14 protein-coding genes are annotated in these 14,145 nt (G+C 56.6%); 6 read left to right on the top strand and 8 right to left on the bottom strand.

Going from position 1 to position 14,145, the window contains the following annotated elements:
- Nucleotides 1-3 precede the first annotated feature (3 nt).
- Nucleotides 4-1,002, bottom strand: coding sequence for a UDP-N-acetylglucosamine 4,6-dehydratase (inverting) (gene pseB, locus ABJD00_RS09380; RefSeq protein WP_413834320.1), 999 nt, complete (start codon nt 1,000-1,002; stop codon nt 4-6).
- Between the two features lie 299 nt (nt 1,003-1,301).
- On the opposite strand from pseB, the gene ABJD00_RS09375 reads away from it, so the two are divergent.
- The 4 genes from ABJD00_RS09375 to ABJD00_RS09360 all read left to right on the top strand — a co-directional run bounded on the left by ABJD00_RS09375 (nt 1,302) and on the right by ABJD00_RS09360 (nt 6,366).
- Nucleotides 1,302-1,835 (top strand): GNAT family N-acetyltransferase, encoded by a 534-nt coding sequence (locus tag ABJD00_RS09375; RefSeq protein WP_413834317.1) that lies wholly within the window; start codon nt 1,302-1,304, stop codon nt 1,833-1,835.
- Nucleotides 1,828-2,670, top strand: coding sequence for an aldo/keto reductase (locus ABJD00_RS09370; RefSeq protein ID WP_413834315.1), 843 nt, complete (start codon nt 1,828-1,830; stop codon nt 2,668-2,670). Before ABJD00_RS09375 ends, ABJD00_RS09370 begins: the two co-directional genes overlap by 8 nt.
- On the top strand, nt 2,667-4,703 hold the full coding sequence (locus ABJD00_RS09365; RefSeq protein WP_413834312.1) for an aminotransferase class III-fold pyridoxal phosphate-dependent enzyme: 2,037 nt from the start codon (nt 2,667-2,669) through the stop codon (nt 4,701-4,703). Before ABJD00_RS09370 ends, ABJD00_RS09365 begins: the two co-directional genes overlap by 4 nt.
- 193 nt (nt 4,704-4,896) lie before the next feature.
- Nucleotides 4,897-6,366 (top strand): hypothetical protein, encoded by a 1,470-nt coding sequence (locus ABJD00_RS09360; protein WP_413834309.1) that lies wholly within the window; start codon nt 4,897-4,899, stop codon nt 6,364-6,366.
- A gap of 6 nt (nt 6,367-6,372) precedes the next feature.
- On the opposite strand, the gene ABJD00_RS09355 is transcribed toward ABJD00_RS09360, so the two are convergent.
- The 7 genes from ABJD00_RS09355 to ABJD00_RS09325 are packed head-to-tail and all read right to left on the bottom strand — an operon-like array spanning nt 6,373 to nt 13,551.
- Nucleotides 6,373-7,599, bottom strand: coding sequence for an alanine racemase (locus tag ABJD00_RS09355; protein WP_413834306.1), 1,227 nt, complete (start codon nt 7,597-7,599; stop codon nt 6,373-6,375).
- Nucleotides 7,596-9,119: an AMP-binding protein gene (locus ABJD00_RS09350; RefSeq protein WP_413834303.1), complete on the bottom strand. Its 1,524-nt coding sequence runs from the start codon at nt 9,117-9,119 to the stop codon at nt 7,596-7,598. Before ABJD00_RS09350 ends, ABJD00_RS09355 begins: the two co-directional genes overlap by 4 nt.
- On the bottom strand, nt 9,109-9,918 hold the full coding sequence (locus ABJD00_RS09345) for an AAC(3) family N-acetyltransferase (protein ID WP_413834301.1): 810 nt from the start codon (nt 9,916-9,918) through the stop codon (nt 9,109-9,111). The genes ABJD00_RS09350 and ABJD00_RS09345 overlap by 11 nt, the downstream gene beginning before the upstream one ends.
- Nucleotides 9,919-9,924: 6 nt before the next feature.
- A complete protein-coding gene (locus tag ABJD00_RS09340; RefSeq protein WP_413834298.1) occupies nt 9,925-10,158 on the bottom strand; it encodes an acyl carrier protein in 234 nt (77 codons plus the stop codon).
- Entirely contained in the window at nt 10,155-11,528 is a 1,374-nt protein-coding gene (locus ABJD00_RS09335; RefSeq protein WP_413834296.1) for an NAD(P)-binding protein, read from the bottom strand. The genes ABJD00_RS09340 and ABJD00_RS09335 overlap by 4 nt, the downstream gene beginning before the upstream one ends.
- A gap of 3 nt (nt 11,529-11,531) precedes the next feature.
- Nucleotides 11,532-12,212, bottom strand: coding sequence for a class I SAM-dependent methyltransferase (locus tag ABJD00_RS09330; RefSeq protein WP_413834293.1), 681 nt, complete (start codon nt 12,210-12,212; stop codon nt 11,532-11,534).
- Nucleotides 12,202-13,551 carry a DUF4910 domain-containing protein gene (locus tag ABJD00_RS09325; RefSeq protein ID WP_413834290.1) on the bottom strand — a complete coding sequence of 450 codons (1,350 nt, stop codon included), beginning with the start codon at nt 13,549-13,551 and terminating at the stop codon, nt 12,202-12,204. The genes ABJD00_RS09330 and ABJD00_RS09325 overlap by 11 nt, the downstream gene beginning before the upstream one ends.
- 46 nt (nt 13,552-13,597) lie before the next feature.
- Between ABJD00_RS09325 and ABJD00_RS09320 the strand changes: the two genes are divergently transcribed.
- Nucleotides 13,598-13,900, top strand: a complete 303-nt coding sequence (locus ABJD00_RS09320; protein ID WP_413834287.1) for a hypothetical protein — start codon at nt 13,598-13,600, stop codon at nt 13,898-13,900.
- Nucleotides 13,901-14,140: a hypothetical protein gene (locus tag ABJD00_RS09315; protein ID WP_413834284.1), complete on the top strand. Its 240-nt coding sequence runs from the start codon at nt 13,901-13,903 to the stop codon at nt 14,138-14,140.
- The last annotated feature ends 5 nt before the right edge of the window (nt 14,141-14,145 follow it).

Here is a 14,145-nt window from a genome sequence, read left to right as displayed (position 1 = left end):
GGGCTAGACCTTGCCGATCTTGCCCGCGTTCGCGGTGATCCAACCTTGCAGTTCGTCGTGGCTCATCCACTCCGTATTGGTGTCCGAGCGATAGGAGAACCCTTCGGGCACGCGCTCACCGTCTTGGATGCGTTCTGGTGACTGATCCCATGAATTGATCGCCGGCAGAATCTTGAAATGCTCGGGATATTCGTAGGTGAAGGCTGCGTCTTCCTCGCCGATCATCTGCTCATGCAGCTTCTCGCCGGGGCGGATTCCGACAATCTCATGCTCCGCTCGGGGCGAGACGACCTGGGCGATGTCTGTCACCTTCATCGACGGAATCTTTTTGACGTAGATCTCACCGCCGACCATGTCATTAAACGCGTGCCATACCAGCTCGACCCCCTGTTCCAGCGAGATCATGAAACGGGTCATGCGCGGGTCGGTGATGGGCAGGGATTTCTTGTCCTTTAGCGTCATGAAGAACGGAATGACCGAGCCGCGCGAGCCCATGACATTTCCGTAGCGCACAACAGAAAGCCGCGTGCCATGCTCGCCCGAATATGCATTGCCCGCCACAAAAAGCTTGTCCGAGGCTAGTTTTGATGCGCCATAAAGGTTGATCGGGCTCGACGCTTTGTCGGTCGAAAGGGCCACGACGCCCTTCACCTTCTTGTCGATCGCGGCATCAATGACGTTCATCGCGCCGTTCACATTGGTCTTGATACACTCGAAAGGATTGTACTCGGCCGTAGGAACGATCTTGGTCGCAGCGGCGTGCACGACATAGTCGATCCCGTCAAACGCTCGATAAAGCCGCTCGCGGTCGCGCACATCCCCGATGAAGAACCGAACACGTGGATCATCGCCGTACAGCTTGGCCATTTCCCATTGCTTCATCTCATCGCGGGACAGGATCACGATTTTGGATGGGTTGTATTTTTCAAGGGTCGCAGGGACAAATGCGTTGCCAAAGGACCCTGTCCCGCCCGTCACAAGAATGGATGCATTTTCGAGCATATTTGACGGGCCTGTTTCGTTCCAAAAAGCTGTGTGTGTATCGTCTTTCCCATCCGTTGCGTCAAGCGGAACGCTGCGGCTGGGATGAGTAAGGCGGTTGCATTGCTTTGGCTTTGCGCAGTATAGGACCGACGGGCCTTGGGCATGTAGTGTTGGCTTGACGCTTTGCGCACTAGCGAGGATACACGCTCTTGGGGTCATCACCTTAATAGGCGGACCATGAAGGGGCAAGGCGGGCCCGATCAAAGGCGGTGCGGGTTTAGCCTTTGCCGCAGGAGTTGTTCAAAGGGTCAAAAGACATGATCAACACTCGGCGGCTTTGTCTAAGACCCCTAGCGCCCAATGATGTAGGCCCTGACTATGTCGCTTGGTTGAATGAACCCGAGATCAATCGGTTTCTTGAAGTCAGGCATGCGCCCCGGCAGACGCTTAGATCAGTGCAGGCGTTTGTGGCAAGTTGCGCGGATGATCCAGATACCATGCTTTTCGGCGCCTACCTTGGGGAAGACGGCGCCCATATCGGCAACATCAAACTGGGGCCAATTGATCGGTTGATCGGAACGGCCGAGCTAGGTTTGATCATTGGCGCATCCAATGCGCGCAGTTTGGGGCTTGGGTCAGAGATGATAGAAGGGGTGATGGGCTATGCGTTCCGAGACCTTGATCTGCGGAAGCTGACGGCGGGTTGCTATGAGGCAAACGTTGCCTCGCTACGCAGTTTTGAGAAATGCGGTTTTGTGGTTGAGGAGTATCGTCCGGCAGGCGCCCAGTTGGATGGGGCGCCACACGGCGTGTTTGAACTGATGCGTATGCGGCAGGTGGCGGATGTCTAAGCTCGCGCTTGGCACGGTTCAGTTCGGTCTTGATTACGGCGTGTCCAACCCTGCGGGCCAGACCCCGGCTGGGGAGGTCGCCGATCTGCTTGCCAAAGCCGCGGCGGGCGGGGTCGAAATGCTGGATACTGCGCCAGCTTATGGCACGGCAGAGACGGTGTTGGGCGCGGCCGGAACGTCAGGGTTTCAGGTTGTCAGCAAACTGCCCAAGAGCACGCCCGCGGATGCTGTTTCAAAGACGCTGAGCCAAAGCCTGTTAGCCCTGCGCCGGGAAGCAGTCGAGGGATATATCGTCCATGATCCGGCAGATCTGCTTGGCCCGGACTGCGCGGCAGTGTGGGCTGCCCTCGAAGACGCTCGGGCGGCAGGATACGCGCGCAGAATCGGTGCATCTGTGTCGAGCCCCCAGGACGTGGATGCCCTGATGGCACGCTATCCGCTTGATCTGGTGCAGCTGCCGCTGAACCCCATCGACGCGCGCTGGCAGGCCCAGGGAACCCTCACCGCTTTGGCGCAGGCCGGTGTGGAGGTTCACGCGCGGTCGGTCTTTCTGCAAGGGCTGTTGTTGATGCAAAACCCGCCGCCCGCTTTGCGCGCATGGACCCCGCTTTTGGGTGCGTTCCAGGACTGGTGTGCGCAGCGTGGTAAAACGCCGGCCCAGGCCTGCTTGGGGCACGTTCTGGCGCAGCCGGGCATCGCAAAGGCGGTGATTGGGGTTACAAACCGGCAAGAGCTATCTCAGGCGCTGGATATAGTGCCAGACCCTGAGCCTGTGCCTGAACATCTGCGCTGTGTTGATCCTGACCTACTAAATCCTGCAAGGTGGACCACATGAGCAGAACCGTTGCGATTGTTCAAGCCCGCATGGGCTCAACCCGGCTGCCGGGCAAGGTGCTGCTGCCGCTGGTGGACGGCATCGCGGCGATTGACCTGTTGCTGGCGCGCCTGTCGCAGTCCCAAGAGCTGGACGAAATCGTTGTTGCAACATCAGATTTGGTGCGGGACGACGCACTGGCTGCCCATCTGGACGCGGCAGGCCAGCCGGTGTTTCGCGGTTCCGAAGAAGACACGCTCAGCCGTTATGCAGGTGCTGCGGCCGCCTATGATGCTGATACCGTCGTGCGCATCACAGGCGATTGCCCTTTGGTGGACCCTTTGGTCGTCGACATGGCAATTCGGGGCTTTTGCAGCGCCGGCGTTGACTACTACAGCAACGTCGACCCCCCAACCTTTCCCGATGGCATCGATGTCGAGGTATTCTCGCGTGCCGCACTTGTGATGGCGGATGAGCAGGCAAAATCGCCGGAGCAGCGCGAACACGTCACTGTCTATCTGCGCGAAATAGGCGCATTTTCCCGCGCAAGTTTCTGCCATAGCGAAGACCTGTCCGGGCTGCGCCTGACCTTGGATGAACAAGCGGACCTGGACACATTGCGCACCATCTTCGCGCATTTTGCGCCGCGCACTGACATGAGCTGGAAAGAGGTGGCCCGATACATGACCACAGACGGCAAAAACGGACTGAAAAACCAGACTATCGCCCGCAATGAGGGCGCGCAAATAGGCACGGGGCAAAAACTGTGGAAGCGGGCCAAGAAGGTAATTCCAGGCGGCAATATGCTGCTGTCGAAACGAGCCGAGATGTTCCTGCCCGACCAATGGCCCGCCTATTTCTCGCGCACAGAAGGCTGCGCGGTCTGGGACATGGACGGGAACAAGTTTCTGGATCTGGGGCTCATGGGGGTGGGCACCAACTCGCTGGGCTATTCCCACGCGGAAGTGGACGCGGCGGTTGCGGATGTGGTGGCCAAGGGCAACCTGTCAACGCTGAATGCGCCCGAAGAAGTCTACCTGGCAGAGCGGCTTGTGGACCTGCACCCCTGGTCCGACATGGTGCGTTTTGCCCGCTCTGGCGGAGAGGCGAACGCGATTTCAATCCGTATTGGTCGCGCGGCATCGGGCCGAGACGGCGTGGCGATGTGCGGGTATCATGGCTGGCACGATTGGTACCTAGCAGCCAATTTGGGCGACAATGAAAACCTCGATGGCCACCTTCTGCCAGGGCTTGAGCCGCGCGGTGTGCCGCGCGATCTGAAGGGCTCCGTCCATCCGTTCATGTATAATGATTTTGACGCGCTGGCCCGCATTGTGGACACGCAAGAGATCGGCGTGATCAAGATGGAAGTGATGCGCAACGTCGAGCCAGCCGACGGGTTCCTGCACAAAGTGCGCGAGCTGGCGACACAAAAGGACATTGTTCTAATCTTTGACGAATGTACCTCGGGCTTTCGCGAGACCTTTGGTGGGCTGCATCTGAAATACGGTGTTGAGCCGGACCTTGCGACATTCGGCAAGACGCTGGGCAACGGCTATGCGGTCACAGCCGTGCTGGGCCGGGAGGCGGTGATGCAGGCCGCGCAATCCACCTTTATCAGCTCGACCTTCTGGACTGAACGCATCGGCTCTGCGGCGGCGCTCAAGACGCTTGAGGTTATGGAGCGCGAACGGTCCTGGGAGCAGATTACAGCGACCGGGCAAAAGGTTATTGCGGGCTGGACATCGCTGGCAGAGGCGCACGGGGTTGGCATCAGCATATCGGGCCTGCCATCCATCGCGGCCTTTGTCTTCGCGAGCGAAAGGGGCCTGGAATACGGCACGTATCTGATCCAGCGGATGCTGGAGCAAGGATATCTGGCTACCACTGCGCTATATGCGTCTCTGGCGCATAGCGATGCGGTGCTTGATCGTTATTTCCAAGCGCTTGATCCTGTTTTTGAAACCCTCGCCGGCTTTGAAAAGGGCACGGAGGATATCCATAACCTGCTTGCAGGACCAGTGCGGCATGGCGGGTTCAAGCGGCTGAACTAGGGCTGGTATGCCAGCCGTCGGGATCACGTGCGTCCGCGCAGCGATCTAACCTTCCGATCCCAGCGCCGGGCTTGCTTGTCGAATATGAAACCGGGGAATATGAAAGCTGCAACCCTGTTTGCCGCCCGCAAACAGGACGTTCCAAGCGGTCTGGGCAACGTTTTGACCGCACAGCCTAATAAGGATGACCGATATGGCGATTTTGCTCTACACTTATACTGACTGGCAGGCGAAAATTGTGCCAATGCTGAAGGTTGCCGTACAAGAGCACGGCCAGGAGGTGTTTTGGATCGGGCGGCGCTCTGCGGGGATTAACTCGGCAATGATCCGGGGCGTGCCACGTGGAAATCCATTCGCTAAAATGACGGATTTCGAAGGGGACGGCTCCCTGCCGACCTTGGACGATCCGGTTTCCTTTGAGCGGTCATTTCTCGCGCCCTACATGTACCAGATGAACCGGTATGCAAAGGGTTACGGGTCTCGTGGTCACAAAATGAAGTATTTCCACGAATACCGTGACCATTTTTTTCTGACCGCGCGCAAGTTCAAACGGCTTTTGCTGGAGAAAGAGATCAAGACGGTCATTTTCTTCAACATGCCGCATACGGGTGATGATTTTCTGCTGTACCGTGTTGCAGAGTCCATCGGCATTGACACATTCATGTTCATGGTCTCCCCGTTCAAAGACAGGTTTTTTTCGACCAAGAGCATCGAGGCGTTTGGCAAACTGAATGGTGAATTCAATCGTAATTCATCGGTTGAGAACGAGTGGGAGATTTTGACCCGCGAGGCGAAGGACACCGTACAAAGCTACATGTTCGGGGTGCGCAGAAACGATGATTGGAAAATCCGCGAAGTGTTCTCAGCAGTTGCCGCGCTCCTGCGCAGGTATCCGGGGTTCATTCTTGAGCCAAAGTTGATCGGGAAAAATGTTTTCGAAGTCATGCGCTTGGGGCGGAGTCTTTCCAAAAGCCGGAAGACACGCCGGGAAATGCTGTCAGGACATCGGACCAAACAGCTTTTGGATTGGCTGCGCGGTCTTGAGCGAGACGCGACCAATTTGCCGGAAAAGTTTGTCTATTTCCCGCTTCATTTCCAGCCGGAGCTGTCGACAGTGCCGCAGGGCGGTATCTTTGGAGATCAGGCCTTGGCTATTGAAATGCTCAGCGCCGCGCTGCCGTCTGATGTGTCAATTGCGGTCAAAGAAAACCCAAAGCAAGGGGCGTTCCACCGCGAAAGCACCTTTGGCGCGCGTCTGAAACAACTGCGCAATGTTGTGGTGCTACACCCGTCAATGAGCAACGAGATCCTTGAAGACAAGTGCCTGGGCGTTGCTGTCGTCACGGGTACGGCTGGTTGGGAGGCTGTGCGCGATCGCCGGCCGTGCATCTGCTTTGGCAATGCGTGGTATCGGGATTGTCCCGGCGTGCATGAGTTTCACGAGGGTCTGGATCTTCAAACGGTTATTGATAATCCACCCACGCAGGACACAAACGAAGCCTTTTTGCGCAAAGCCATGTCACGGTCGCACAAAGGGGTGGTGTATGAGTTTTACCTCAAGAGCGACGCACCCGAATTCGAGCAGGCGAATTTTCAGGCGTTGACAGATACTTTTGTTAAGCTTGCTTTTGGGGAAGAACTTACAACGTTTCAGCCAGGTTAATCGGGCTTAGTCTACCATTTTCTCGACAGCTTGCGGATGACTTAGGAAGGATGTGGGGCTTGCCGTCACGCCATAGGCGCCCGCTTGGAAAACAACGATGTGATCGCCAATCTGAGGCGCAGGAAGCGCGGTATCGCGCGCAAACACATCCATAGGCGTGCACAGCGGGCCGGTGACGGTGAATGTGCCTGGTGCGGACGAGGCACGCGCGCTTCGAATGGGATGATTTCGCCGCAGCACTTGCCCAAAATTCCCAGTCGCAGCCGCAAAATTCTGTAGTCCGCCGGAACACACAAGAAAATGGGTGCCGCCAATCGTCTTTTTGTCCAGAACCTCAACGATCAATATGCCTGCCTCGGACGAGATATATCGGCCAAGTTCAACACAGAGCTTTGTCTGTGGGAATCTGTCCAGAAGCTTTTGGCTGCTTTTATGCCATGCCGTACTGATGTCCTGAAGATCCAGTGGGACGTCCTTTGGGCCGTAGGGCACACCCAACCCACCGCCAAGGTTGATTACGTTCGGCGCGCTTGGCAGGTGCAAAGCTTCGATTGTTTCAACCGAAATGCGAAGATTCTCGGCGATCGCGGAAGGCTGGAGGATCTGACTGCCATAGAAGATGTGCAGTCCGCCGAATTCCACATGCGGGGCGGCCGCAAAGGCTGCAACGCCGTTTTCCTGAAAGTCAGCCAGATCCCAACCAAAAACTGTTTTGTTGCCCGCCATGCTGAGCCCGCCGCCAGGTCTGGCTTTCTGGTCGTTTATCCGGACCATAGCCCGCACAGTCCGGCCCAATTGGCTGCCGACCTGTTCGCACAGCGACAACTGATGCGGGCTTTCAACAATGATCTTGACGTCTTGTGCTGCGGCCTCTGAAACCTCGGCCAGCGATTTGCCGGGACCTGCAAAAGAGATATTCTGCTGGGCACAGCCGGCGGCCAACAGACGGCGAAACTCTCCGATAGAGGCGATGTCAAACCCATCAATCAGCGGATCAATGGTTTGCAGCATGTGCTCGAACGGGTTGGACTTCACCGCGTAGTTCAAACCCATGGAGTTTGGCAAGGCCGCGCGCAGATCTGCGATACGCTGCGCTAACCGAGATTTCGAATACAGAAAATGCGGCCTTCCGGACCCGTCTAGCCAATCCGTCGCAGGGCGCCCGCCGATAACCACATTGCCCCGAGGGTCCAGGTAGTGCTCGAAGATCGAAGGATGGTGTGTTTCGCTCATGACTTGGTCATTTCAATGATCCGCTTAACGTCGAACTTGCCATTTGCGCTCAGCGGAAAAGTAGCTAGCCAGCGCAGCGCGTCCGGTAGCATGTAATCAGGCACGTGCCCCCGAAGTGCAAGGCGCAAGCTGTTCAGTGTGCTGTGCTTGTTTTCCCGTCCTTCAGCAACTACGACAATCCGCTGCCCGACAGACACATCGTCTTCGCCAAAGCAAACGATGTGGTCAATGCCGGCATGAGACACGATGGCCTTTTCCAACTCTTCGGGCGAAATACGAAAGCCGCGGGACTTGATCAGGCGGTCTTTGCGCCCCGCAAAGTAGATGAAACCATCGTCCCCGACAAAACCTTGATCACCTGAATAGACGGAGATGGGATGTGTCTCCTTCCAGGTCGACCATAGAGGCGTCGGACCAAACCTGAGCCGCTGCTGTCGAGGTGAATTTATGTAGCCTTTGCTGACCAGTGGGCCGGATTGAATGATTTCACCTGTCTCGCCCATGTCAGCTTGCGTGCCGTCGTCACGCATGATGCTAATCTCCGCATGGGGGATGGGATGGCCTATGGAATGCGGGGCCTGTGTCCATTGGTAATCCGGCAGATAAGTCGCGCGAAAGGCTTCGGTCAGTCCGTACATAACGGTGAATTTCAAGTCCCGGTAAGTGCTCCGCAATGCGTTGACGATCGGGGCATCCATGCGACCGCCGGTGCTGGCCATACGAATCCCCTCGGAGCCTTGGCTCGCCGGCGCCTCGCTGAGTGCATGAAACACGCTTGGCACGGCCAATAGCGCCCTGATTTCGTGCTTTCCCAAGTCTGCGGCTAAGGACCGTGGAAAGATGAACTTCAGCAGGTGGATTTCAGCTCCGCAGGCCAGCCCCGTTAAGACCCAGTTAAGCCCGGCATCAAAACTGACAGGCAAGACAGCTGCGATGCGTTCCTCAGCCTGCACGTTCAGATATCGGGCGACGCTGTCCGCACCGTGCACAAGATTGTCGTGAGACACGCACACGCCCTTGGGTTTGCCAGTCGATCCTGAGGTGAAAAACACAAGCGCGGTGTCCGGAAGGCCCGCCCCGATCTGCGGACCTGTGCTCTCTTCTTCGCTCGGCGTTTGGGTAAGTTCAAACAGGTGGACGGCCACGCCCAGATCCGCCTCGCCAATCCGTCGCAGACCGATTTTCGATGCCAGGATCGCACCGGCACCGGCATTTTGCGCAATGAAGTCGACGGTGCTCGCGTCATTTTTAGTGTTGATAGGCACGGCTGCTATTCCCGCGCGCATTGCCGCCAGGATCGCGACAACAGCCTCAAGCGAGTTGTCGATGTAGATTCCGATCAATTCGTCCGGACGAACCAGGGTTGTGATCCAAGCCTTGGTGGATCTGACATGCTGTTCCAGTGCGTGGTACGACAGAGTCCGATCACCATCCACCAAAGCGACCGCCTCGCCAGTGTGACGGGCAATTGCCAGATCAAGGCGGGTCTGCGTGACTTTTGTCCGGGGACTATGTTCCAAGGGATTTGCCCATCAATTCAAGCTGCTGTGTGACAGTGTTCCGGTCTGGCACCATCCAAAGGGGATCGGCCGCCAGCTTGTCACTCAGCAAGTCCACAAAGGTCGACGCGGCCCCTGCATAGATGGGAACGTCATTTAGCTCGTCTCGGACCCAGTCGCCTGATTCGATCAAGCTCAATACGATGGCGTCTTCGCCTTCAGGGCGCACATCAAGATCGAGGTCCCGCGCGAAAAAGCTCCATGTCTGGCTGTGATCAGCCTCATTTGGTCCAAGGCAGGCGGTGCCTGTGACGGGCTTATGGAACCTGTAGGGAACCTCGGCGCGCTCTTCGCTGAGATGGGAATGCGAAATGTGAATAGGCTCGGCGCCAAAGACCAGAATTTTGAAACCACGCGCGCACAGGCCGTTGAAAATCCCGTCGGGGCTGTAGGCCGATGGCGCTTCGATCGCGGCGACGTCTTTGGCCAGTGAGCCGACGACGGCGACCGATTGTAGCGGATGGCGCGCGCGCATCGCATCCGGCCTTCGCCGAATGGTTTCGGCGAAGGCCCCCATGCCTTCCGAGCTGGTGTCTTGCCAATGGTAGTAACCCGTTTGGATGAACGAAAACGAGAAAGTGGGCACCGCGATGGTACCGTGCGGGCCCAGTACACGATCAAAAGCATCAAGATAGGTGTTCATCCCGCCTTCGGGACGCCCAAAACGCATTAGGTTAGAATGAACCAAGACCGCGTCACCTTGCTGGAGGCCAGCACGTTCCAGAGCGCGTTCAACATCAGACCGTGAAACCAGATTCATGGGCCATCAGCCCCGCGCGGATACCAAAGAAGACATGGCACTCAGCGTGTCGAAATTCTCGACGATGAGGTCCGCCTCGTCCAAGGCAAGCCCGAACTCGGTTTCCAAAAACATCGCCACCTCAAGAACTTGCATTGAGTCTATATACCCCTCAGAGACCAAAGACGTATTGGCGGTAACCACGGCAACGCCAAAGGTATCTTGCATGAACTGCGAGATTTTCTGTTCTATTTCGGTCATGTGAGTAGGCAATCAATCTGGTCAAAGAGCTGTCGTGCAGTCGGCGTGCGGCCGAATGAATCAGGATCCTGATACAGGAAAGATGTTCCAAATTGAAGCGCGATCCAGTCTTGGGCGGCGTGCGCCTCGGTCATGTAGCCAGGCCTTCGTCTTTTGATGCAATTGGGCATAAATCGTCGCAGCGGTGGTTTGACAAAAGTGCCTTCTACAAGGCCCAATGTGACCAGATCGTCCCAATCGCGCTGTGCTTCTGCTTGTACGTCATTCCCGTCGCGGCTATGTTTTGACGGCGTTTCAAGACAGCAGAACGTGGTGCCGTCTTTTGCGATTTGGCGGGAATAACTGCCCATGTTGCTCCAGCGGAAAAACCGCATATCCGGGTCGTAGTTTTGCACGTAGCCGTGCTCGCAAAACTGATCATTTGCCGCGACATAGTAGGTGATTGTTGTACCAATCGGATCCAAAAGTGCGGCCGTATTCTGCGGCGCATCCAGCGTCTTGCACAGCTGCTCGAAGCTTGTGCACCAAACCAGAAGGTCTACTATGATTCGGTCTGTTCCCGCATCATTGGCAAACTCTGCATCGACGGCGCCGGTGTCAGGGTCAATGCCCAGCCGAGCGATCTTGAACCCCAGTCGCAGGTTGATCCCGGCCTCGTGCAACACTTGCTCGGCGGACGTGCAAAAACTGCCCATGCTGTGGGGTAGCGGCACAATATTCTGCTGCCGTCCCGGGTCGTCCTGGGCTGCGCTGTAGAAATGCGCGCCGTGACGCGGCACGGCAACTTTGGCGTCAATAGCAGGGCTGTTCGATTTCAGCTGGAGCGCATATTGATCGTCCTCGAAAAGCCGAAGACGGCTCAGGCCTGCGTAAATGCGGTTTGATTGGTCCAGCTTGCTCGCGTCTTCATCCAGCGCCTTGAGGTTCACGCGGTTCAGGTAATCTGCAGCGGTCGCGCCCCATCTTGCCTGATAATATTCGCTAAGCTGTACCGTCGACAGACCATCATCCTCTGACGCCAGCGTATCCGCCTGAATTGTCGCCAATATTTCGCTTGGCAGCGCTGTTAGGTCCGGAACGGACACCTCGGAATTCAGCTTGCCTAGAAACCGCGCGGCATAGGAAATCGTGTCTAATTCGCATTGCCCAAGGGACAGCCGGTCAATGACCTGGCTGACACGGCGGTCGAAATTGTCGAACACCTGACAGCCTGCATCGAGGTGAAACCCCGCGTTGGCAAACCCGCGCATGACCCCGCCCAGTTTGGGCGCAGCATCCACAAGTGTGACGTCCAGCCCATAGCTGTCTCTGAGGTAAAACGCGGTGGCCATCCCCTCGAAACCGGCACCAATGACAAGAGCGGTCCGCATGGGTCAGGCTTTCTTGCGCGCTGTGCACATCCATTCACAATAGGGAATGACATGTCCGTCCGCCTGGACATCGTCGGTGGTCACATGGTTCACCTCAAGAATGTCCCAAGCGTATGAATACATAGCTCGCAGGTCCTCTTCAGAGTGAAACGACGTTTGCCCAACCTGTTGAAGTTTGCCCTCTGTGATATCGGTCCAAAGCCCGTCTCCAAGGCTTCGCCCTTTGAAATGAGTCCGATCGGAAAACATATTGCTCCAAAAGGTCCCGCCGGGCTTGAGGCACCGCAGGATTTCCGTCACCGCGACCTTTGAGCGGCTATGCGAGACCTGCGTCAAAGCTTGACGGTTCATAACCATATCAAAGCTCTCGTCTTCAAAGGGAAGATCGCAAAAATCCCCAACCCGTAGATCGCCGGACAGGCCTTCAGCGGCAAAGCGCTCATTGGCAAATTTCACGCCGCTTGGGGCCGCATCAACGCCTGCGACCTCCGCCCCTTCGCACGCGCACATCCAAAGGTTGTTGCCAGCGCCGAACCCCACCTCAAGCACACGTGGCGTCGTGTTCCTTGGGCGGTACCGAAAGAAGTAGCTCGGCACGTTGTTGAAAGGGTATTTGTTGAGATGCCGTCCATCTGCATAAATCTCTTCCCAGATTGGATCAAAGTCCTGACTGCTATCCGACATTCCCGGTCTCCAGTTCGTGTTTCGCATTTTCGGTGGAAATAAGTCCGTTCACCGTAAGAATTTCCAACTCATCGTTCAATGTACCCAGGTTCACGCCAATCCGTTCGCACATGTCGAACACATCGATTTGACCGTCCGCATATGCCAGTGTGTCCATCCGTAGACGCACAGCGTCATACGAGCCCTTTTGGCTGATTGTCGGGTACAGCCCGCGCTTGCCCATCTGCGGCTCGCACAGCACGTTTGTTTTGGGATAAAGGCCATGCTCAAGCGCGCCTATCACGTCGCTGATCACGCGATGGGCGTCTGACAGACCTTTTGGGGTTACAAGCGTCAAATCATCGGCATCGGTATGGTATTCTTGGTATTCCCCATACTTGCTTTTGCAGAACCCGCACACGGGCAAGTCGATACCTGGCGCGCAGAACTGCCGTTCATCCGACCCGCGCTGTAGGAACGAATATCTTTTAGTGTTTGGCAGCCCCTTCAACGCGGCATTCAATGCTCGATCGGCGAGTGATGTTCCAAAGCGCGATTCGACATGGCTGTAGGCGCGTTCGTCACCCACGCAGCTGAGCACAAACCCCGCGTCAACCTGAGCTTTGAGGTGACCGGCAAAGCGCGACAGGTACGCGATACTACCAATTGTTTCGACCAGGAACAAGACACGGTAGGTGTAGCGCAAACCTGTGCTTGCCTTACGCTCTGCCAGATCTTGTAGGATCTGATCTGCCAGGACCGGGCCCGATAATTCGTTATTTGCCATCGAGGGGTGGCAAATATAGGTCGAGAACAAAATCTCCCTGTCGCTTTCGCCGGGAATGACGCATTCCCCAATCACGACCTCGCCATCGCTAAATTCGCTGTCGATGAAGAGCCTGAATTTGCCCGTCGGAAGTGCGGCTTTCTCGTTCTCACGCATGCAAAAACCGGACCGTTCCTTGTAGTATGAGGTCACATATGGAATGCGATCTGGTTGGTCAGGCTGGGTATAGAGATACGGGTCCAGATCCGCGTGGTCCAAGACGATATCAAGCGGCGCTGCATAGCCCAAAACAGAAAGGTTGTTTTTGGCGAACTCTGCGAACCGCTGACCGCTTTCGTGTTCGATATAGGCGTCCCATATGGTCCATTCGCGTGGGATTTCCCAATCGAAGACATGCGTTCCGGTTTTGAAATGGTGCGTGCGGAACCCATCGTGTCGCTTTGACAAAATGTCCAAGGTTTGGCGCAGGCCAGGGCCTGTGATCGAGCGGTTATAGGGCCAAAGCGTCGTTGCCAGGTCGTGCATTGCCTGGCCTTTGTTCACTGCACCCATTTCAAAATCCGCCAGCAGCATCGTCTGGCTCTTGGTTAGCGCATTTGGATTTGGCAGCGCAAGGGGCATGACCAGCGGTAACGGCTGTTTGCGCGGCCTCCCGCGTCAGGTGATTGGTGCGGAAAAAGGCCAAGATAGCCGTATAGCTGAGACGGGTGCGGATGTAATCAGCTTTGAGCCCGATCCCGGTGCTTGGTCGGTCTTGCAAAAGGCGGCGGTCGGTCTGGATAATGTTGAGCTGATCCACAAGAAGGCCGGACATGAAGCCGGCGCACTAACGCTCTACCGGTCCGACAAATGGTCCGCGGCTGATCCGGGCGCACACACTGAATCGTCTTCGCTGATCCCGACCAAGGAAGCCAGCCAATAGGTGCGCGTGGACGTTGTGGATATCGTTGCTTTCATCGAAGCCCTGGAAAGGGATATCCGCGTGATCAAGATGGGTACCGAGGGCGCAGAATGGGATATCCTGACCCGCCTGATCGACCATCCAGTCTTGGATCGCATAGACTGCATCTTTGTCGAAACGCACGAGCGGGCCAACCCGGCCAAATACGTGCCGATCTTCGATATGCTGCAGGCCCGGGCCGAGCAGCTGATCCGGCCTTAAATCAA

The organism is Tateyamaria sp., assembly GCF_039945315.1.
Taxonomy (GTDB): domain Bacteria; phylum Pseudomonadota; class Alphaproteobacteria; order Rhodobacterales; family Rhodobacteraceae; genus Tateyamaria.
The sequence above is the reverse complement of the archived record's forward strand: the minus strand, read 5'-3'. Positions and strand labels throughout refer to the sequence as shown.